General features: G+C 43.3%; 15 protein-coding genes and 1 pseudogene. 7 read left to right on the top strand and 9 right to left on the bottom strand.

Annotated elements, in window-relative coordinates; translation table 11 throughout:
• Window positions 1-2 precede the first annotated feature (2 nt).
• Window positions 3-1,370 carry a trypsin-like serine protease gene (locus LNL84_RS05975; RefSeq protein WP_244355817.1) on the bottom strand — a complete coding sequence of 456 codons (1,368 nt, stop codon included), beginning with the start codon at window positions 1,368-1,370 and terminating at the stop codon, window positions 3-5.
• A gap of 723 nt (window positions 1,371-2,093) precedes the next feature.
• Here LNL84_RS05975 and LNL84_RS05970 point away from each other — a divergent pair.
• From LNL84_RS05970 to LNL84_RS05950, 5 genes and pseudogenes are all read left to right on the top strand, one after another.
• Window positions 2,094-3,299, top strand: a complete 1,206-nt coding sequence (locus LNL84_RS05970) for an N-acetyltransferase DgcN family protein (RefSeq protein ID WP_244355816.1) — start codon at window positions 2,094-2,096, stop codon at window positions 3,297-3,299.
• Window positions 3,296-4,432, top strand: a complete 1,137-nt coding sequence (locus LNL84_RS05965; protein WP_244355815.1) for an alanine/ornithine racemase family PLP-dependent enzyme — start codon at window positions 3,296-3,298, stop codon at window positions 4,430-4,432. Before LNL84_RS05970 ends, LNL84_RS05965 begins: the two co-directional genes overlap by 4 nt.
• Window positions 4,389-4,754, top strand: coding sequence for a type II secretion system pilot lipoprotein GspS-beta (gene gspS2 / locus LNL84_RS05960; protein ID WP_244355814.1), 366 nt, complete (start codon window positions 4,389-4,391; stop codon window positions 4,752-4,754). Before LNL84_RS05965 ends, gspS2 begins: the two co-directional genes overlap by 44 nt.
• Window positions 4,755-4,985 (top strand): hypothetical protein, encoded by a 231-nt coding sequence (locus tag LNL84_RS05955; RefSeq protein ID WP_244355813.1) that lies wholly within the window; start codon window positions 4,755-4,757, stop codon window positions 4,983-4,985.
• Between the two features lie 476 nt (window positions 4,986-5,461).
• Window positions 5,462-6,164: pseudogene (locus LNL84_RS05950) on the top strand (phage integrase); the annotation flags it as partial.
• A 158-nt stretch (window positions 6,165-6,322) separates the two neighbouring features.
• On the opposite strand, the gene LNL84_RS05945 reads toward LNL84_RS05950, so the two are convergent.
• From LNL84_RS05945 to LNL84_RS19800, 4 genes are all read right to left on the bottom strand, one after another.
• The gene (locus LNL84_RS05945; RefSeq protein WP_244355812.1) at window positions 6,323-7,369 is read right to left on the bottom strand and encodes a GMP reductase; all 1,047 of its coding nucleotides are present in this window, start codon (window positions 7,367-7,369) and stop codon (window positions 6,323-6,325) included.
• A 540-nt stretch (window positions 7,370-7,909) separates the two neighbouring features.
• The gene (locus tag LNL84_RS05940) at window positions 7,910-9,460 is read right to left on the bottom strand and encodes an NAD(P)H-hydrate dehydratase (protein ID WP_244355811.1); all 1,551 of its coding nucleotides are present in this window, start codon (window positions 9,458-9,460) and stop codon (window positions 7,910-7,912) included.
• A 146-nt stretch (window positions 9,461-9,606) separates the two neighbouring features.
• The gene (locus tag LNL84_RS05935; RefSeq protein ID WP_244355810.1) at window positions 9,607-10,479 is read right to left on the bottom strand and encodes a DUF6279 family lipoprotein; all 873 of its coding nucleotides are present in this window, start codon (window positions 10,477-10,479) and stop codon (window positions 9,607-9,609) included.
• Window positions 10,480-10,654: 175 nt separating this feature from the next.
• Window positions 10,655-10,843 carry a LytTR family DNA-binding domain-containing protein gene (locus LNL84_RS19800; RefSeq protein ID WP_425244289.1) on the bottom strand — a complete coding sequence of 63 codons (189 nt, stop codon included), beginning with the start codon at window positions 10,841-10,843 and terminating at the stop codon, window positions 10,655-10,657.
• Window positions 10,844-11,661: 818 nt separating this feature from the next.
• Between LNL84_RS19800 and LNL84_RS05930 the strand changes: the two genes are divergently transcribed.
• Complete coding sequence (locus LNL84_RS05930) at window positions 11,662-12,054, top strand: glycine zipper family protein (RefSeq protein ID WP_244355809.1); 393 nt, start codon at window positions 11,662-11,664, stop codon at window positions 12,052-12,054.
• A gap of 122 nt (window positions 12,055-12,176) precedes the next feature.
• Window positions 12,177-12,983, top strand: coding sequence for a LysR family transcriptional regulator (locus LNL84_RS05925; RefSeq protein WP_244355808.1), 807 nt, complete (start codon window positions 12,177-12,179; stop codon window positions 12,981-12,983).
• 126 nt (window positions 12,984-13,109) lie between these two features.
• Here the strand turns inward: LNL84_RS05925 and LNL84_RS05920 are convergent, their stop codons facing one another.
• The 4 genes from LNL84_RS05920 to LNL84_RS05905 all read right to left on the bottom strand — a co-directional run bounded on the left by LNL84_RS05920 (window position 13,110) and on the right by LNL84_RS05905 (window position 19,710).
• Entirely contained in the window at window positions 13,110-14,378 is a 1,269-nt protein-coding gene (locus LNL84_RS05920) for an O-acetylhomoserine aminocarboxypropyltransferase/cysteine synthase family protein (protein ID WP_244355807.1), read from the bottom strand.
• A 211-nt stretch (window positions 14,379-14,589) separates the two neighbouring features.
• Window positions 14,590-15,474: a homocysteine S-methyltransferase family protein gene (locus LNL84_RS05915; RefSeq protein WP_244355806.1), complete on the bottom strand. Its 885-nt coding sequence runs from the start codon at window positions 15,472-15,474 to the stop codon at window positions 14,590-14,592.
• 43 nt (window positions 15,475-15,517) lie between these two features.
• Entirely contained in the window at window positions 15,518-18,568 is a 3,051-nt protein-coding gene (locus LNL84_RS05910) for an AAA family ATPase (protein ID WP_244355805.1), read from the bottom strand.
• A complete protein-coding gene (locus LNL84_RS05905) occupies window positions 18,568-19,710 on the bottom strand; it encodes an exonuclease SbcCD subunit D (protein ID WP_244355804.1) in 1,143 nt (380 codons plus the stop codon). The genes LNL84_RS05910 and LNL84_RS05905 overlap by 1 nt, the downstream gene beginning before the upstream one ends.
• Between the last annotated feature and the right edge of the window lie 134 nt (window positions 19,711-19,844).

Here is a 19,844-nt window from a genome sequence, read left to right as displayed (position 1 = left end):
CTTTAGCGGCGACGCATTAAGAGCAGTCCTGCCAGTAAGCTAAAGATACCCAGTGAACCACCTCCGCCCGATGTTCCTGAAGGAGATTCAGGGTAGTCAGGGTTATTGCCATCACTGGCGGTTTTAATGGACACCGTTAAAGGCACAGAATAGTCATCGTTGAGCACCAATGTGGCCTGTTTAGTTGCTTCAATTACATCGTGACCACTGTTAAATGACACAGTAATGATACACCCCTGTTGCGAAGCCACGGTTGTGTTACAGTCGGTAATGTCAGCGGAAAAAAGTCCGGTTGAATCGTTTAGGTACGGGGTAAAGGTAACATCCGACGCCGTGAAGTTTTGCACCGGTACTGTCACCGTTAGTTCGCGAGTCGAGCTTGGTTCTATCTCACCACCAGCGGCGGACGGGAATATCACTTTATTTATCGCAGCTTGAATTTCTGGCATATACAGCGAAAAGTGAGTAAATGAAATTGAAACACTACTCACTGACTTCGCAATACCAATGAGGCGATCATTAGCGATTAATGGTGAACCACTATCCCCTTCTTGAACATGCTGCGCTCCTATCCCATAAGCAACGAACGTATCCCCCCCCTTAAACCAGCAGCCAGAACCCAGAGAACCATCACCATACTCATCTTCAAAGTCACACGGAGAGTCAACGTTGGTTTCGACTTCATCATTGTAAATAGTGGCTTGTTCCATCAACATTCCATAAGAAAGAAAACTCTTAAGCTGCCCCTCTTGCATCACGCTCGGAAATTCTCCAGATTCATCAACCCCCCAACCACGAAAAGTAAGGACGGTATCCAAAGGAGTGTGATTATCTTTGGTGATAATGTCATGAGATGGAGACAAAAGAACGCCACTTTTGTGAGGAACAGCTTCATCGAGTTTAAGAAGAATCCAATCACCGGAAAGGTTCATGGATAATGACGCATCATTAGCAAATAAAGGGTGATCTACCAACAACTCATCGGCATAGGCAATTTGACGAGCTAAACCATTAGCTTTAATTTGGTTATCTACTCCATCAGCAATAACTGTATAGTTAACATCATAAAAAGTGTCAGGCTCTTCTTCTATACCCTGATATAAGCGAGTGGAGCCTGATTCCCCTGTAACACTGGTATGACGACTCAGAGTTAATGTAAAGCAATGCTTAGCAGTTAATAGAAATTCACCTCCGAATAAAGTCCCACCACATACAGACGTAAACTCACCGTCGGAATCAGCAATCTGAACAACAAAATCTTGATAGTCCTCGGCACTAACGTCTGTACCGTTTTTTACAGCTTGAGCGGGTTGACTTAAAAACAAAGTTGCGAGAACAACACGACAACCATATTTATTAACTCGAATCATTTATCACCATCCTGGCATTCTATTAATATAAATCGATTTATAGGGCGATTTTTACACATTCTCTAACGTAGAAATGTGACGATTTATAGAATGATTGGCATTTCACAATATCAATGAAAAAATTGTGACCAACCTATAAATATTTATTAAACAATATGATGGGATAATTGCGAGTGATAGAATTATTAATGATGGAATTTTTCCAACAGCCTGTTGGACAATTGACCCTTGTTAAGAGCCCTTCTTCCTATACGCACCTAAAGATTAGAAAAAGTAGGTCAAGATAGTTGCATTGAAACACACCGGAGTATTGTCCTAAGTTAGAATGGGGCAAAGGCAAGTTAGCACGAGTCCCGCTAAAATGCCTCTGGACAAATCTGAGTTAAGTCGCCCCGCCAGCAAGGATCTGGACAAAAACGCGTTAGATCAAAAACGCTAATTCACTTAACTGATATTAGAAAAAGTATCTTGAAACCTTAAAGCTGAGAGGTTGATACGGCGACGTTGAACAATGAGTCGTAGATCTCTAATCAGTCACGTTAGTATGGGTGAAGCCTGAAAGTGATAGACTTAGAAAGCGTATGAATAATAATCAACAAAAGTCTGGTGAGTGTGTTATCTTGGTCTCTATCCCTACCGCTTAGTAGGGACTTCTTTTCTTTTCCGAACTCGCATCTCGGCACTCCTTAGTTGCCCTCCTAAGCCTCACCAAAGGCTTTAATTATGTCTATTTCAACCCAAAAGTTAAGAAACATCTTCAAACTTACTAGAATTGAAAATGTAGAAACTAACAACGACGTACCCCATTCCGCACCTTGGCTACCACTTGCCCAGAAAGTACACCCCGTCATCCCTTCAGCGATTATATATTGCGAAGGTAATTTTGGTAAAATTGATGGTAAAACCGCTAATGGGTTAGTGAGGCATTCGTTAAGCTATCGTATTCTATCGGTTATTGATAGTGAGTCTGCTGGCTTAGATGCTGGTGAAGTTCTTGATAACAAAGCCAATGGCATACCTATCCTTGCTAATGCTGAAGAAGCTATCATTCACGCAGAAAGCATTCCCGATTACTGCATTTTTGGCATTGCGCCATCAAGTGGTTTTTTATCTGACTTAGATAAAAGCATCATTTTAAATGCCATGTCACTAGGAATGAACATCGTAAATGGCTTACATGAATTCCTAACTGATGATCCTCTATTTTTAGAAGCAAGCTTAAAGAATAACGTTCGAATATTCGACACTCGAAAACCCAAGAATAAAAGCGATCTGAAAACGTTTAGCGGGAAAATACACAGTGTTAAATGTCCAAGAGTTGCTGTAATGGGAACGGATTGCGCGCTAGGAAAGCGAACAACAGCAACAATATTGGCGAATGAACTGATTAAAAAAGGCCTTAACGTCGTTTTGATTGCCACCGGTCAAACTGGCATTATGCAAGGCGCACAATACTGCGTTGCACTCGATGCTGTTCCTTCACAATTTTGTGCCGGTGAGTTGGAATCTGTCATTGTACAGGCCTATGAAAAAGAAAAGCCGGATCTGATTATTATTGAAGGGCAAGGAGCCTTGAGTCACCCTGCGTTTTCAACCAGCGCTTTTATCTTACGTGGCAGTTGTCCAACGGGTGTAATATTGCAACATGCCCCTAAACGTTTATATCGTAGTGACTTCCCTGATTGCCCAATGCCTTCGGTCGCCTCTGAAATCCATCTAATCGAAACGTTTTCTAATACCGATGTTATTGGACTAACACTGAATCATGAAGATATGTCTTTGGATGAAACACGTTGTGCGATAGACAGCTACACTACCGAATTTGGTGTGCCTGTTACTGACGTATTATCACTGCCTGTCGAACATCTACTGCACATCGTAACGTCAGCCTTCCCTGTGATAGCAAGTAAACTGGCAGAAAAAAGGTGAACTATCCTAGGTTAGACATCGATTGTGATAAAATTCACCATAACGCTCAGTTCCTGATTGCTCAACTCTCACTGAAAAATATCTCCGTTACGCCTGTAACAAAAGTCTTCCTCGGCCACCCTCTCATCGCACAAGTTCTTATTGATGCTGGCGCAAAAATGTTAGCCGATTCAAGAATCGAAAATCTTCAAAAGATGACAGAATCAGGCATTTCTATCCCTAAAATGCTGATACGTACACCCATGCTAAGCCAAGTGGCGAGTGTGATAAAATATTGCGACATGAGTCTAAACTCTGAAATTGAAGTTATTCAAAAGCTCGCATACGCAGCGAAACAACATAATTGCCAACACGAGATTATCGTGATGGTTGAGCTTGGCGATCTCAGAGAAGGTGTGATGCCGAATCGCGTGATTGATTTTATCCGAGAGATTATTTCTTTACCGAACATCACGATAAAAGGAATTGGTACGAATTTAGCCTGTCGGTATGGTGTCGCTCCAGATGATCAAAAGATGAATATTCTTTCTGATCTTGCCGATAGAATTGAAGCTACATTTGGGATCAGTCTAGAAATTATTTCAGGGGGTAACTCTACTTCAGTTAACTGGGCTCTTCAGAGAACAGGCTTAACTCGAGTCAATAACCTTCGTATCGGAGAAGCAATTTTTTTAGGCTGTGAGCCTTTAGAGCACGAAAATATCAAAGGCTTACATACGGATGCGGTTTCTTTGACCGCTGAAGTGATTGAATCCAAGATTAAACCGACTTTGCCTTGGGGAAGTCGGGGGTTAAATGCTTTTGGTGAAAAAGAAAGCCTTCAAGATAGAGGGGAGGTCTCACAAGCTATTGTAGCATTAGGCCGCCAAGATGTTTGTGTCAGTGGGCTTAAGGCTCCGAATGGGATTAAGATCATGACTTCAACCAGTGATCATCTGGTCCTTGAATCCTCACAAAAACCACTATTTGTAGGGGAAAAAGTCACATTCAGTTTAGATTACAGTGCGCTCTTATCTTCTATGTCTTCACGTTATATCCATAAATATTTTAAGGCACCTAAAGGGAAAAGAAAGGAAGAAGGAGCGCATGATGCTACGAACAACTGTAATTCTCTTCGTCAGTGTTATGCTTAACGGTTGTCAGATAAGCCCAATAAAATCTAATGGGCTTGCCGATTATAGAGCGACAGTTATCTCAAGCCACCTGCCACAAGAGTTAGGCTCAATCACACTCGTAAATGCTCAATCAGAGGGCAATCGTGTCACTCTTATTTTCGTAAAAAAGAAAACGTTGAATATGGACAGCTTAGTAGAAAAAGTCGCCGTTAGTTTTTGTGACAACATCGAAATAAGACCACTATTAGAAAGTGGGATCTCTTATCGAATCATTACCTTAGGAAAAAATGAGAAAGTAGAAAGCCTTAACGTCATTTCTCTAGCTAAGTGCTCTAATTGAATGCTTAGCAGCCGAATGGATAAAAGCCAATACGAGCTGTTCAATGTACTCAATGACACTATTTTATTGAGGTTTGACCGCCTTACGCCTTGGGAAAAAAACTTTATCACAGAGTTACACCATAAGGTCGTAACTAGACAACTCATTTCAATAAAACAAAAACAGCTTGCTTTAAAAACTTCAATGAAAGCCTATAAATCAAAGAAGAAAAACGCGCGTTCCAACGTTTAATTTAAGCTTGTGTATACCTAATCTGTTCAAGGTCCTCTAAACCTTGGACAGATTAGTAGTATTTGCACTTAACGTATTGAAATAATCAAGTTGTAGTGGTGAATGGGTAATAACTTTCAGCGTAATGGCAATTGAAACACCTAAGTATTTAGGTTCCTTTTCGATTAACACTCAGCTCATAAAGAAAAGCTCATAAAGGACACAGTTAATATCATAAAGAGATGGATTAGCATTTTTCAATTTTCTCGTAATTCGCGCGAATTCTGCTTCTTTTTTTGCTAGATTTTTTTCACACTTTCTTACTTCAGCATCTAGTTTACTTAACCCTTTATACTTGGGATGTTCCATATAACTCCTTTGATGCTTAGCTTTATAGGCGGACTTTTTCCGTCTTTCCGTTCCGTCTATGTTGCTGTCATTTGCTATAAAACTCAACTGGTATCAACCTGTTGTGTGAATAGTCAGAGAGTTTCGTGGAGAACTACGCTGAATTCCGCAGCCAAAGAATGGCTGGGAATATCAGTTTTGTTGATGACAAATGGCAAAAGAGTGCACCATCTATTTCCACTCTAAACTCAGAACTAGCTCGGTTTAAAGCGGTGTTCAGTAAACTAAAGGAAATTGGTGAATGGTCGCTCCCTCACCCACTTGAAAAAATTAAAGCCTTTCAAACTTGCTGAACGCGAAATGGCTTACCTTCCCAAAGAAAAGATCCCTTTACTGCTAGATTTAGTTGATCAGCATAACCGACAAGATATGCTCAAGATTGTGAAGATATGCCTAGCCACAGAGCGAAGCGGCAGAGCTACGTGGTTCTCAGTTAGCGAAATATAAGATCACTTACACCAATACGAAAACTAAGAAGAATCGCTCTGTGCCAATCTCTGAGGATTTGTTTAATGAAATCTACACACCATATCCGGAAGGTTATTTGAAGAGTGCTACACGCCGTACTGCTACATATTGAAGAACAAACTCGGTATCGAGCTGCCCAACGGTCAGGCATCCCATGTTCTTCGCCATACCTTTGCTAGTCATTTCATGATGAACGGGGGCAATATTCTTATGTTGAGAGATATTCATGGCCATGCCGACATTAAAATGACGATGCGTTACTCGCACTTTGCTCCAGACCATTTGATTGAAGCCATCTCAAAGAACCCGCTTTCTAACCTCTAGCATTATTCATTTTTAACGGTGTTTATGCATTTGGCTTATTTTGAGCAAGGTAAAAATTATTTCACTGTCGCCACTTTGTCGCCACTTGCTATTTTTCAGGCAAAAAAAAGAGCCGCTAAAAAGCGGCCCTTATTCAACAAATTTTGCTCAGCGTTAACTTATGCGTCTTTGCCGTAAACGTTGTTCTCTTGCTCTTGTACACGGATGAACGTGGTACGCTTTGTTAGCTCTTTAAGCTTTGCTGCGCCTACGTATGTACAAGTTGAACGTACACCACCAAGGATGTCTGAAATCGTATCGTTCACGTCGCCACGGAAAGGAAGAAGAACCGTTTTGCCTTCTGCCGCGCGGTACTGTGCAACACCACCTGAGTGCTTCGCCATTGCGCTTTCTGAAGACATGCCGTAGAACTTCATGAATGTCTTACCGTCTTTCTCGATAACTTCACCACCAGACTGTTCGTGACCTGCTAGCATTCCGCCAAGCATCACGAAATCTGCGCCGCCGCCAAATGCTTTTGCAACATCACCGGCACAAGCACAACCGCCATCACCGATGATCATGCCGCCAAGGCCGTGTGCTGCGTCTGCACACTCGATGATTGCAGAAAGCTGAGGGTAACCTACACCAGTTTTTACACGAGTTGTACAAACAGAACCTGGGCCGATACCCACTTTAACAATGTCTGCGCCTGCTAGAATAAGCTCTTCACACATGTCACCGGTTACTACGTTACCAGCAGAGATGGTTTTCGTTGGGAATTCAGCACGTACACGTTGAACATAATCAACAAGATGCTCAGAGTAGCCGTTAGCAATATCGATACAAATGAATTCTAGATCTTCGCTTAATGCCAAGATTTCTTTGGTTTTTTCGAACTCTCTGTCAGAAGTACCCGTAGAAACGAACACTTTGTTCAACGTCTCTTTATCTGCACCTTTTACAAACTCTGCCCACTGCTCAACAGTGTAGTGCTTGTGCATTGCTGTCATTACGCCGTGCTGAGCTAGTGCAGTTGCCATTTCGAAGCTACCAACTGAATCCATATTAGCTGCAATAACAGGTGTTCCAGACCATTGACGACCACTGTGCTTGAATGTAAAATCGCGGGTTAAATTTACTTGAGAACGACTTTTTAGTGTTGAACGCTTAGGGCGAAACAGTACATCTTTAAAGCCTAACTTAAGTTCTTGTTCGATACGCATTGTGTAAATTCCTTGATTTATTGAAACATGTTCCAGTGGGCATATGGCTTACTGACTTGTCTACAGTAAGCATAATGCTGTGGTAACCCGTTGGCAGACGAGTTAGCTTGCTTCGGACACAAAAAAACCGGAGCGTTGGCAGACGCTCCGGTTTTCAGCATTATAGGCTGAGAATTTTGAACAGCAAGTCTGATATTTTAATTTTTTTTATGCTACTATTCCGAAAATCTGCATACCCACGCCCTTTCAAAGTACGTTCGCCACACACCTACTTTCATAAATACCTGAACATATCAATACTTTAGACAAACACGCCCGTTCATATTAAAAGTTATAGTTCACTCCTCTTAATGTGAAAAGTGAATGATAAAAACGCAAACGATTACCTAAATTTATATTTTGAGGCACTTTTTTTCGGTTTTCACTGTGTAAAAGCACGTTATTTAATTACTTTTTTTGAGTTCAAACGTTCAAAAAACACTCAAACCGACACAATTTTTGTCAATGTTTTCCGTTTAGCTCAATTAAGGTCGCTCTCAATTAACGCTGATTGATGTGTTTTCGAACATAAGGAATCACCTCAGAGGCCAATAATCCGATTTCGCCAGCGTCATTCGCCGCACTATCCGCGGCCATACTATGCAGTAACGTGCCTAAGACTGCCGCTTGCATTAGCGGAACTCTTTGCGCTAAAAGTGCAGAAATCACTCCGGCAAGTACATCCCCCATACCACCGGATGCCATTCCGGGGTTACCAGCATGACAGACGATTCTCTTATTGCCATAACAAATAATGCTGCCGGCCCCTTTCAAGACAACCACACCACCATAGATGTTTTGAAGATCATTGGCGGCTTTATAACGGTCGGATTCTACCTCTTGTACCTCAACGCCAAGTAGTCTTGCCGCCTCTCCTGCATGTGGTGTCAAGATCCGGTTTTCACTGCGGGCTTTCTTGTTCGCTGGAGACAGTCTCGCAAGCCAATACAGTGCATCGGCGTCATAAACGCGTTTGAGCTGAGCACATTTCGGATCGCTTTGTAACGAAGTAAAACTTACTTGATTGCAATCAACCTGGTGAAAGACATTCTCTGCCCAGTTGTCTCGACCAAGCCCGGGTCCTAGACACAATACATCGGCCCAGGCAAGTTTGTCTTTAAGCCTGTCGGCGCGAATTTCTGCTACCATGGCTTCTAAACACCTTGCTCTAAACGGCACAATACTGTCTTTATGGCAAAGCGCCGCCACCAATCCAACGCCCGTTGCGCTACTTGCCATCGACGCTAGTATCGCAGCCCCGCTCATTCCGTAATTTCCACCAATCAAACATAACTTTCCGTTACTGCCTTTATGAGCAATTCGGCTACGTTCAGGAATCACAGAAAGCCAGTCAGCCTGGGTAAGAAATGCGTTTGGGGTTTGCTGTTGCTCGAAGGTGTCTTGGAGCCCTAATCCTGCGAATAGTAATTCACCAACACAGTTACGAGCCTGCCCAGTGACTAGACCTTGCTTCATAGCAATAAAGGTAACTGTGTGTTTAGCTGAAATGACCTCTCCGGCCACATGACCAGTGTCGGCACACAAGCCAGAAGGGATATCGACTGATAAAATAGGACAAGGTGCCTGATTAACTCTATCGATTACATGATTATAGAAATCTCGAGGAGCACCCGCGATTCCAGTTCCTAAGATGGCATCGACAATGACATCGGTGTCATCGGGCACATGGTTGGTTGGCGCTGAGATTTCCCCACCACTGTCAACGTAACGCTGCATAGCGCTCTTAGCATCGCCTTGCAATGCGTCAGGCAAGCCTATTTGCCACAGCGTCACATTGATGCCTTGTTCACGCGCTAGGCGGGCAATAATGTATCCGTCTCCCCCATTATTGCCTTTCCCACAACACACCAATAAGTTGGCGACGTTGGGATACAGCACACATAATCTCTCGAAAACTGCGTTGCCGGCCTTCTCCATCAAATCGTACATGGGGATGTTTGCAGCCTTAGCCGCTACGACTTCCCCTTCTCTGACTTGCTGTGCGGTATACAAAGCAGATGGAAGCGATGTGGTACTTGTATTGGCGTTCATGTGGCCTCGCATGAATTTATAATCAAGAAACGATAACTTAATCATAACAAACTGACGCGGTATCGAAGTCGTTCAATCTGAAATTCGTGAGGCTGCGTCTAAGATTCCTTGCAAAAGAATTTGGTCACCAAAATGATAATGCCAACTCAAGAGTCAAGGAGTTCATTGGCAATGTCCCGCCACTTGTCAATTTCTTCAAGCAAATTTTCATGCTGCTCTTTGGTCAAAATGTTCAAAGATAGAGCAACATACTTCGACGCAACCTGTCGGTTATTGATCACTTTTTCCATAAGCTCAGCACTGTAAAAGGAGTCAGTATCGTTCATCAAACTTTGGAACCTTGGTTGGAAATAACCAACGTCTGTGCGTCTAATGAGTAGTTCTCGAATGTGACCCCGCATTTTGTCTCGATGCAGGCTCCAATCTTTTGCCGTGACAGACATGTCTCGGGACCATTGATACGCTATGCGCTTGTGCTGATCGCCTAAAGAGCCAAACCAGTTTTCAAAGCTTTCTTCAATACGCTCCTGGTATTTATCGCGTATTTGCTCTTCACTGAGATCTTGATATTTATCATTGAATTCCGCATCTCTTTCGGAGAAGTTTCGCAGTAATTCATTGACCTGTTCATCGCTTAGTTGCTGAGTTAGCGCGTACAGATCGGGTGTCATTTCTTCTGCGATTCTTTTGGTATGCTGGCGGATTTTTTCGAGCTGGGTTTCTACAAGCTCAGGGCTTACGCTAGAAGGGTCAACGGCTCGGATCTCGTCAAGCTGCTGTATGTAAACAGGAAGCTCTGATTCTTTATGCCACTGAGCCAATAGTTCGATTCTTTGGCTAAGGATTTCCTCTTGATCACGTTCGAGTGTAACGTAGTCGTCAATGTACTCCATCACGAACCAATCAAGGTTGTTATACAAAAACTTAGTTGTACAACCGACAACCATCAAACATAAGCCGAGTAGAACAATTGGCTTAGTAAACGGCTTTCTGAATGTTTTTTTGAGCGTCAATTTCATACTACTCACCTCCTCATTCAAGTTAGTTCATCTTGCCTGAATTAGTAAGAAATGACAAAAGTGCCCCTTAAAAAAAATGAAGCACTTTATCGTCGCGACAATTTTCTACGAGTAGACTCGGTATTTCAAATTGCGCTATCGCTTAGATTTGAGGTCGAGTCGTAGCGTGCGTTCATCACTTAATTAAATGCTGTAGTGAGCGACTAACAGGGAGTTTTTTATTGGTAATACAGACATTAAGTTTACCAGTAATGTCTTTTTTCACCTTGTCGACATAAGGAAGATGAATAACCGTCGAGCGGTGTATTTGCCAAAAATTATCTGGATTTAATTGAACAATAAGATCTCTAAGTGCACCACGAATGGTATATTGCCAAGGTTCCCATCCCTTCCTCTATTTGGTCGAAACAAGTCCAATACACGGTAACCATAACCGCCCCCATCGGCGCGCATTTTTTCGGCACTCACATCAAGATTAATCGAGCCCACATTGATGTTGGTTTGGTAAAAGAGTTCTCAAACAGTCGCGCCAAACTCGGCTTCCCCATAATGACTGCTTTTAGCTAAGCTGTTGTTATAAAACTCTTTAAGATGTATTGCAACGCCCCCTATTCGAAATTGGCTATCAAACAAAGCCAATGATCTTTGTGACGATCCTCCGTCTTCACTTGCAAAGAAAACACAGTCTGCGGTGTGATACTGTGAGCCGATAATTGCCAGCCTAGATCCAAAGATGTATCACAAGCATACACAGAATCAGTCCCTAAAAAGAACACATTCAAAGCGCAAATTAACAGTGTAAATCCTTTTATTATCACGTCCTTCAGGGCCATCATCAATGCAGGTTAAGTTGGCGATTTTTTGTCAAGTATGCGGGATTGTAAAACTTATTTGGTAACGCCTGTGGTTTCACATTTTGATATTCGTTCACGTTTTTTGTATGCGGTTGAACTTGATCAATCAAGGTCATCACAAAATATCTAGTTGTCTGATTTTAAACATTATTATTAAACCACGCTTGTTTCGCCAATTTGCCAGAACGTAAGTAAAGATCCGCTCTGATCGGAAAATAGTATTCTTACTCGTCGCTCAGTTACTACATTGGAATAATGGTTATTCCAAATGTCTTTTCAATTATCGGTACCATGCATGGCACCTACCCCCTAATAGCGAACAAAGTCCATGAATAAACCACTTCTACTTTCCGTTCTTTCTGTATTAGCTTTTCAACCAGCGCTGGCGAACGTGATAATCGACAAATCTGGTGTTGACGAGAAAGACTATATTTACGACCTTCATCAATGCGAAGAAATGTCGAATCAGGTTCAGAAAGAGCAAGCTTCAGGTGGCGCGGTGAGTGGCGCAGTTAAAGGAGCTGCGATTGGTTCGGCTGGTGTTGCTATAGCGGGCGGTTCAGGGACAGAAGGCGCTAAAAAAGGCGCTGCGGTTGGTCTTGCTGCTGGGGTACTTAATCGAAATCGGTCTCGACAAAACAACGAAAACCAGTATCAAGAAGATCGCAGTGCAGTGGTTAAAAACTGTATGACCCACAGGGGCTACGTTGTATTGAACTAGCACTCCAACCTGGCAATATCTAACAGGATAAAAAATAGCCGACAATTTTGTTGTTTTACATGGTGATAACATGACATCTATTGTAGGCTTGGTTTATCGCATTCTTTGTTAGGACCTTAAGCTTGACAGATCTAAACGCCTTAAACGTCTTTCTTGCCTTGATGCAAACTCACTCCACACAACGTGCAGCAGCCAAACTTGGGCGCTCTCAGTCATATGTCTCTAAAGTGCTGGCTCAATTGAGAGAAGAACTTGATGACCAACTATTTTTGCGAAGTGTTGACGGTTTAGCCCCTACCGAATACGCCAAGGCCATCGAGCCAAAAGTGAAAGCCGCACTTGAGCAAGTGCAACTGGCCATTGAGCCGGAGGTTTTCTCGCCCAAGAGCATCGATAAGATCACCTTACATATTGTTGAGCCTTATTTAATTGCCTGTGGTAAAGATATCATTAAGGCCATTCGCCAATACACCCAGGCACCTATCGAGATCCTTCAGTGGAATAAAACTAGCGAGAGCCTGATTCTGGCAGAGGAAGTGGATATTGGGGTACATGCGCTCAACGATAAACCACAAACCTTCTATCAAAGACGTATTCACCGTGGCACCGGGCAATTGCATGGCAATCTAGATGGTGAATTTGTAAAATATGTCGTGCCTGGAGTCAACGACCATAACGATCTGTTTAAGTTACTTGACCCTAAGCTTACTGCGACTATTTTCACAGATAATCATGCACTTATGGTCCAACTACTTGATGAATGCTGTACAATACGCTATCTGCCTGAGAGCAAGAAATCGGAGACGAGTATTCTGTTAGATCTTGCTCTTATCGTTAAATCGTCTCGCCGAAACAGCGGAAAAATCAAATGGTTGATGGAGCTCATATCTCCAATTGTCGACAAATACAAGCCGCTTTCCTACTCATAGTTTTTCGATTGCTGTTATTTTAAAAAGGCTAGGAATTTTGAAGTGCCCCCCAATAGTTGGACACCAATTATTGGGGGGCTTTTTATGTACAACGAGAACAAATGCAGTGCTTCGCTATTACTCGAATTACGCTTTTAATGCCTGCTCTAGGTCGGCCAATATATCATCGATATGCTCGATACCCACAGACAGGCGAATCATCTCCGGTTTCACGCCCGCAGCCAGCTGCTCTTGCTCACTCATCTGACGATGGGTGGTCGAAGCCGGATGACAAGCTAGCGATTTTGCATCGCCAATATTTACCAAGCGTTTAAAGATTTGTAACGCATCATAAAAACGCACACCTGCATCGTAGCCATCTTTTAATCCGAACGACAAAATTGCAGAGGGCTTACCGTTCATATACTTTTGTGCCAGTTGATAATATGACGAGTCTTCCAACCCGGCGTACGACACCCAGCTGACTTTCTCATGTTGACTTAAGTACTGAGCAACCTTTAGTGCATTTTCAGTGTGACGCTCCATTCGCAATGACAAAGTTTCTAGCCCCTGCATCAACATAAACGCGTTCATCGGAGACAGCGCTGCGCCAGTATTTCGTAATGGTACGGTTCGCGCACGACCGATAAAGGCGGCAGGACCAAATGCTTCTGTATATACTACACCGTGATAAGACGGCTCTGGTGTATTGAACATTGGAAAGCGCTCTTTGTGTTCAGCCCAGGGAAATTGCCCAGAATCAACAATTACGCCTCCCAAACTGGTGCCATGTCCACCAACGTATTTTGTAAGGGAATGAACCACAATATCTGCACCGTATGAAATAGGTTTGCATAGTACTGGCGTTGCCACCGTATTATCAACAATGACAGGTACTCCCTTCGCGTGCGCCGCAGTCGCAATCGCTTCCAGATCAACAATATTACCCGCTGGGTTACCAATAGACTCACAGTAAACTGCTTTGGTTTTGTCATCGATAAGTTCTGCGATAGATTCAGCGCTGTCGTCTTTGGCAAATCTAACTTCAATTCCCTGCTTAGGAAGCATGTGAGCGAACAGCGTATATGTACCACCATAAAGTTGAGGCGTAGAGACAATATTATCGCCAGTCTCGGCTAAAGTAACGATAGCATAGTGGATTGCGGCGCTGCCAGCACTCACCACTAGCGAAGCAATCCCGCCTTCTAGAGCCGCCATTCTTTGTTCTAACACGTCATTTGTCGGGTTCATGATCCGTGTGTAGATATTACCGGGGACTTCAAGATTAAAAAGATCAGCTCCATGTTGCGCACTGTCAAATTCGTAGGCAACAGTCTGATAAATAGGTGTAGCGACAGATTTCGTCGTAGGATCGGTTGTGTAGCCGTGGTGAATAGAAAGTGTTTCGTCTCTCATAATGTCTCTCTTCCTTGTCTGATGCTTCTAACTGTGATCTTTGGCACGCTTACAATTGACCAAAGTTTACCCAGTATTCCATCAAGGGTAGAGATTTACGTTGCGTTAGTTCACCTTTCTTACTGTACACGAAATAACCACAGAAGAAATTGACTGGCATGCCTATGAGCGTACAAGCCAAAAGAAGGCTCACTAATGAGCCTATCAGTTTCTAGAGGGTCTTTTTCCAATCCGTAAGCGCTTCGATATGTGAAGGACCAATTCCACAACAGCCACCAATAACCGAGGCTCCTGCTTTATACCAACGCTTGGCAAACATGAGATAATCGTCAGGTGAAAGCTCGCGCATCCCTTGATAGGTGTTGTTCGCCTCGTGATCGGTATTGATCGGCGTGAAATTATTTGCGTAAGCACCAATTTCCACTTGAGCCTGATAGTCGTTGATAACTTTTCTAGCATCTAATATAGCTTGTTCCATCACTTCAGGAACCGAGCAATTAAACAGAATGCCTTTCGCGCCCACAAAACACACCAATGCTGCGGCAATCTTAACGGCTTGTCCCGATCGTAAAAGCGCAACATCGCTCACCTCATCGCTCAGGCTAAACGCGTAGTAGCAGTCTTTCTTTGATTGCTTCAACACTGAGTGAATCGCCTCAAACTCCTTAATGCTCGAAATGGTTTCCGCTATCCAAAGATCGACATAAGGGTCCTGCGCCTCATATAGCAACCTAGTGATATCATGTGCTCGCTTGGCTTCGAAAAGATCGGGGCGATAACTTCCCAGTGGCGGTGGTAGTGAACCCGCCACCCTTACGTTTTTTGGAGCAACTGAACGAGCGATGCTGCCCGCCTTCTGCGCTAGTGTTGCACCTTCACATTGAAAACGCTGTTCACCTAAGTGAAATGGCACGCATGCATAGCTATTTACGATCAAAACCTCGGCACCAGCATCAATAAAGTTCTGATGTGCTTTTTCGACGTATTCTGGCGCTTCGATCAACGCTTGTGCGCTCCAAAGAGGCTGAGAAAAGGGCGCGCCTATTTCTTTGAGCTCTCGCCCCATTCCACCATCAATTATGGTTAATTTCTTCATACTATTACTTTTCATAATGGCTATCACATGGCGTATATATTGACTAAGAGACGAGTCTAACTGAGCTGCCCATCCGACTGGATAAGACATCAATTCGTTGTGGCATCTGTTCTTTTAGCTCTGAGACATGTGAAATAATACCGATTGTTCTACCGCTTTGTTGCAACTCAATAAGGGTTTGAATCGCCAAATCAAGTGATTCAGGGTCTAAACTGCCAAATCCTTCGTCGATAAATAGGGTATCTAAGTGAATTCCACCGCTATAGGATTGCACCACATCTGATAGACCTAGCGCTAAAGCCAAAGCAGCCATAAAGGATTCACCACCAGAGAGTGTGGCGACATCACGCCACTTACCAGAATAGGCATCCTCGACAATCAGATCCAAACCAGAGCTGGCATTTCCTTTACTTCTCACTTCTTTTCGGCGCAAATCGTAACGCCCCTTACTCATCAATCGCAGTCGGTGTGATGCTTGAATAAGGACATCATCAAGCAGCACTCCCAACACAAATCGATGCAAACTGATTTTGCTGCCAGTTTTACCATTTGCAACGTCACTGAGAGTACCTACAACGCGATATTGCTCATCCAATTCGCGGTTTTTACTATGAAGCTGAGCAATTCGTGTCGCAACTTTGTTTAAATTATCAAAGTGAGATTGCTTTGCTGATAATGCTTCACTTGCGCTTTGATACACCTGATTAGCGACCGTAACTTTATCATTAATACTATCTAAATCGGGTTCTGGTTTGTCACTGAGTGATTCTTGCAACCACTTCAGTTTCTCTTCCAGCTGGATTTTTTCTGCATCAAAGGATTGAATGTGGTGCTCGATACGATCGATTTCTTGATCGTCACAAAAACACATGATCATCTGATTTTCATCATCAAATTCACTGGCAGCCAAGCGCGCTAGCCACAACTCCTCTTGCTGGTTTACTTTGTCGCATTGCTCGTTACGTTGCTGTTGCAGTGTTTCGAAATGGGCGAGTAATTTGGCCAAAGACTCCAGAGCTTGTGTTTTAGCCTGTTGATTCTGTTCCAAATGACGTTCAATCGATACGGTTTTCTGAACAATCATCTCAATTCTTTGCTCGACCTCAGAAACAGTGGTAAAGCCTGTTTGATTGTCTTTTTCAATTTGCGAAGCGGTTGCGCTAAGTTGGGCCAGCGTGTTTTCGATTTTAACCTGTTGCTGCGTTAAGCCATCAAGATTTTGTTTTTGCACTACTTCTTTGGCTGATAATTGATCGACCATAGATTTAAACCAGCCTAGATCGATAGCCAGAATCTCTTTGATTTCCTGCTCCAACTGCAAAACCGTATTGCGAGATTGCAAGATATCTTCTGAGTCGGGCGCCTGAGACAATTCAAGCTGTGATAATAGATCGTCTGCTCGGGTCCGAAAATTGTCTAAATGGAGAGTCAGCTCAGAGAGATCTTTTTGGGTTTTATCACGAAGTTGTATGCACTGGGCAAGTTCTTCTTTTGCTACTTTCAACTGCTCATTAGTAACTTCTTGGCCGTCAAACACCGCAGGAGCCGGGTGCTTGGTGCCACCACAGACTGGACAAGCCGTGTCTTTCTCTAAATTTTTTGCGAGCATCGCCGCCTGCCCAGAATGCCATAAGAATTCCAGCTCTGTAACGCTTCGCTGCTGCGTTTCAACCACAGCATTTTCTTGCTTGAGTCTTGGTTGAAGTTGAGCTTCATTGGCTTTGAGCTTTTGCATTTCAATAGACAGTTGCGTGTACTTCTCAAAGCCTTGCAATTTCACTTTGAGCTTTTCGCACAACAACTGTTTCTCATTGAGCGTTTGCGTTTGCTTTTCTTGAAGCTGATATTGCTGCTGGCTTTGTAGAAGTTTTTCTGACGTCAATTGAAGATCTTTCTGACAAACAGAAATGGCCGTGCGCGCTGTTGCAAGTTCGTGCTCTTGTCGCTCTACCTGACGTTTGGCTTTATCAAGCTCTAACAGCTTGCCCTTACTCACATCTAAAACGTACTTTTCTTTATTTAACGATTCCAGTTGCCCACTGTCAGTCAACGCTTTTTGATAATCCGCTTCGGCTTTTTGCTTTTGAATTTTAGCGTCTGCTATTTTACCTGTGCCTGTCGCTAATCTCGCATCTAGCTCTTTGAGCTCAGTCGATAACTGGTTGCGTAGTGACAGTAGTGGCTTCATCTCATTGGCCTTTCTTGCCAATATCAATTGTTTTCGCTGTGCATCAAAAGCTGGTTTCTTTTGTTGATGTTCAAGATGTAAACTATTAGTCACTTTTAGCTCTTGATACTGTTTTTTCAGCTGCTGAGCCGACTGTTCTTGTCTGCGAACCAGTTCCAACTCTTGCGCACACTTTTTCTTGTGTATTTCGGCGGCTTTTATTTCTGGCTTTATGTTTTCGACAGCGCGCGCCAGATCTTCTTCACTGTCGAGCTGCGTGACTTCCAATGCGCCTTTAATCTGATTGTCGAACTCGTCTTTTGCTTTTCTAATAGACGCGGCTTTTTCATATAACGAACGTTCTAACGATGTATAGATATGTGTTTGAAATAACTGGCCAAAGATCAATTCTCTCTCTTTAGAACTTGCGGTCAGTAACTCTCGAAACTTCCCTTGAGGCAACACCATCACTTGACGAAATTGCTTAACATCTAGGCCAACTAATATTTGGATTTCGGTGGCTACTTGCTTAGGCTTGTTGGCAAGCAGTTGAGTGCTATCATGCAACACTTCGACAAGGCTTGCGCTATGTGAACGTTTGGTCGTCCCCTCGCCTCGCTGCTTTGGTACTTCCTGATCTGGGCTTCTCTCTATCATGTATTGTTTGCCAGAGAGCTCAAATTCAAAAACCACTTTCGTCAAAAGGTGCGACTGGGCAAAGTCACACCGCATTTGGTCTCCAGTTCGTTCACTCCCAGTTGTTTCACCATAAAGGGCATAGCAAATGGCATCTAGAATAGAACTCTTACCAGAGCCTGTTGCCCCATTGATCAAAAATAGAGGAGACACTCCCAGTCGGGTAAAATCGATCTCTTCTTTCGTTGCAAAAGGGCCAAAGGCTTGTAATGTCAGCTTTAATGGTTTCATTAGCCTTCCCTCTCAGCTTTACGCAGTTCCGCAATGACCGTTTGTACCATTGATGTTTGCTCATCAGATAGCGGCTGGCCCTGTATTTCATTAAAGAAGTCTTTAAACATATCGACTTCATCGCGAGCCAGTCGAGTCGAAGACGTTCCTCTCTCCGAGTCCACTAACATTCCTGGCTTCTCTAAATGCAATGTATTGGGGTACACTTTTCTCAGTTTTTCCATCGGATCGAGTATGGCGTGCTGATCAAGTAATCTCACCATAAGGTAGTCATGAGCATTCACATCCGACTTACCTTGTTCCAATATGTCCTGTAAATAGCCTTCAACAACACGCATGTCATGAGGCGCCTTTAGCGGGAGCTGAGTAGATTGAACGCCCTCTTCATCTAGCTCCACCAGCGTCACTGCTTTATTATGGTACTGCTCTGAAAAGGAATACTTCATGATCGAACCGCAATAGCGTATATGTTCTTTACCTCGATACTGCGGTTGGTGAAGATGGCCAAGCGCCACGTAATCAAAGTCTGAAAAGTGTTGAAAACTGACTCTATCAGCACCGCCTATCGACAGTGTTCTTTCCGATTCAGACGGCTCTGCTCCATCGATAAAACAGTGACTTATCAACACTTCTTTGTCGGCTTGGCCACGAACTCGTTGTAGCTGAACACTCAGGAATTGATGCGCTTCTTCGTGATTAGATACCTGTGTTTGATAATGATGACGAACCTGTTCAGGGTCGCTATAAGGAATACCATAAAAGGCGACTTCACCAATGGTTGGCGACGACAATACGACGGGGTTCAGCATCTCGTCATAAGTGCTGATAATATGCAGGCCGCTTTTGTTAAGCTGAGAAGCACCAAAACCAAGACGTGTCGCTCCATCGTGATTACCCGGTATTAGAATCACCGGTGTCTTTAGATTATTAATGACATCACTGAGAAAGGCATCTAGTACTTCAATTGCTGGCGTCGGAGGAATGGAGCGATCATATATATCTCCAGCAATAACTAGAGCAGCGGCTTGATGCTCAATAAGGTAGGCTTTTATCTGTTCGAGCACCGCTTTTTGATCGTCAAGAAGAGATACGTTGTGAAATTGACGTCCAAGGTGCCAGTCTGAGGTATGGATGAACTTCATAGTGCTTTTATTATTTTAATTAGAGTGTTGCACCATTATATACTCAACTTCTCTCGTTATGCTCACCCACATCCAAATTAGTTTCAGCAAGCAAAATATAACAAACGTTATTACCTTCATTAGCGGTGATTTTT

Origin of the sequence: Vibrio gelatinilyticus (assembly GCF_022836845.1) — a bacterium.
In the GTDB taxonomy this organism is placed as follows: domain Bacteria; phylum Pseudomonadota; class Gammaproteobacteria; order Enterobacterales; family Vibrionaceae; genus Vibrio; species Vibrio gelatinilyticus.
Note: the sequence above shows the minus strand (reverse complement) of the source record. Positions and strands in the feature narration are given on the sequence as shown.

Coding starts and splice junctions, on each gene's coding strand:
- LNL84_RS05975 (WP_244355817.1), bottom strand. CDS start 1,370: ATGATTCGAGTTAATAAATATGGTTGTCGTGTTGTTCTCGCAACTTTG.
- LNL84_RS05970 (WP_244355816.1), top strand. CDS start 2,094: ATGTCTATTTCAACCCAAAAGTTAAGAAACATCTTCAAACTTACTAGA.
- gspS2 (WP_244355814.1), top strand. CDS start 4,389: ATGCTACGAACAACTGTAATTCTCTTCGTCAGTGTTATGCTTAACGGT.
- LNL84_RS05955 (WP_244355813.1), top strand. CDS start 4,755: ATGCTTAGCAGCCGAATGGATAAAAGCCAATACGAGCTGTTCAATGTA.
- LNL84_RS05945 (WP_244355812.1), bottom strand. CDS start 7,369: ATGCGTATCGAACAAGAACTTAAGTTAGGCTTTAAAGATGTACTGTTT.
- LNL84_RS05940 (WP_244355811.1), bottom strand. CDS start 9,460: ATGAACGCCAATACAAGTACCACATCGCTTCCATCTGCTTTGTATACC.
- LNL84_RS05935 (WP_244355810.1), bottom strand. CDS start 10,479: ATGAAATTGACGCTCAAAAAAACATTCAGAAAGCCGTTTACTAAGCCA.
- LNL84_RS05930 (WP_244355809.1), top strand. CDS start 11,662: ATGAATAAACCACTTCTACTTTCCGTTCTTTCTGTATTAGCTTTTCAA.
- LNL84_RS05920 (WP_244355807.1), bottom strand. CDS start 14,378: ATGAGAGACGAAACACTTTCTATTCACCACGGCTACACAACCGATCCT.
- LNL84_RS05915 (WP_244355806.1), bottom strand. CDS start 15,474: ATGAAGAAATTAACCATAATTGATGGTGGAATGGGGCGAGAGCTCAAA.
- LNL84_RS05910 (WP_244355805.1), bottom strand. CDS start 18,568: ATGAAACCATTAAAGCTGACATTACAAGCCTTTGGCCCTTTTGCAACG.
- LNL84_RS05905 (WP_244355804.1), bottom strand. CDS start 19,710: ATGAAGTTCATCCATACCTCAGACTGGCACCTTGGACGTCAATTTCAC.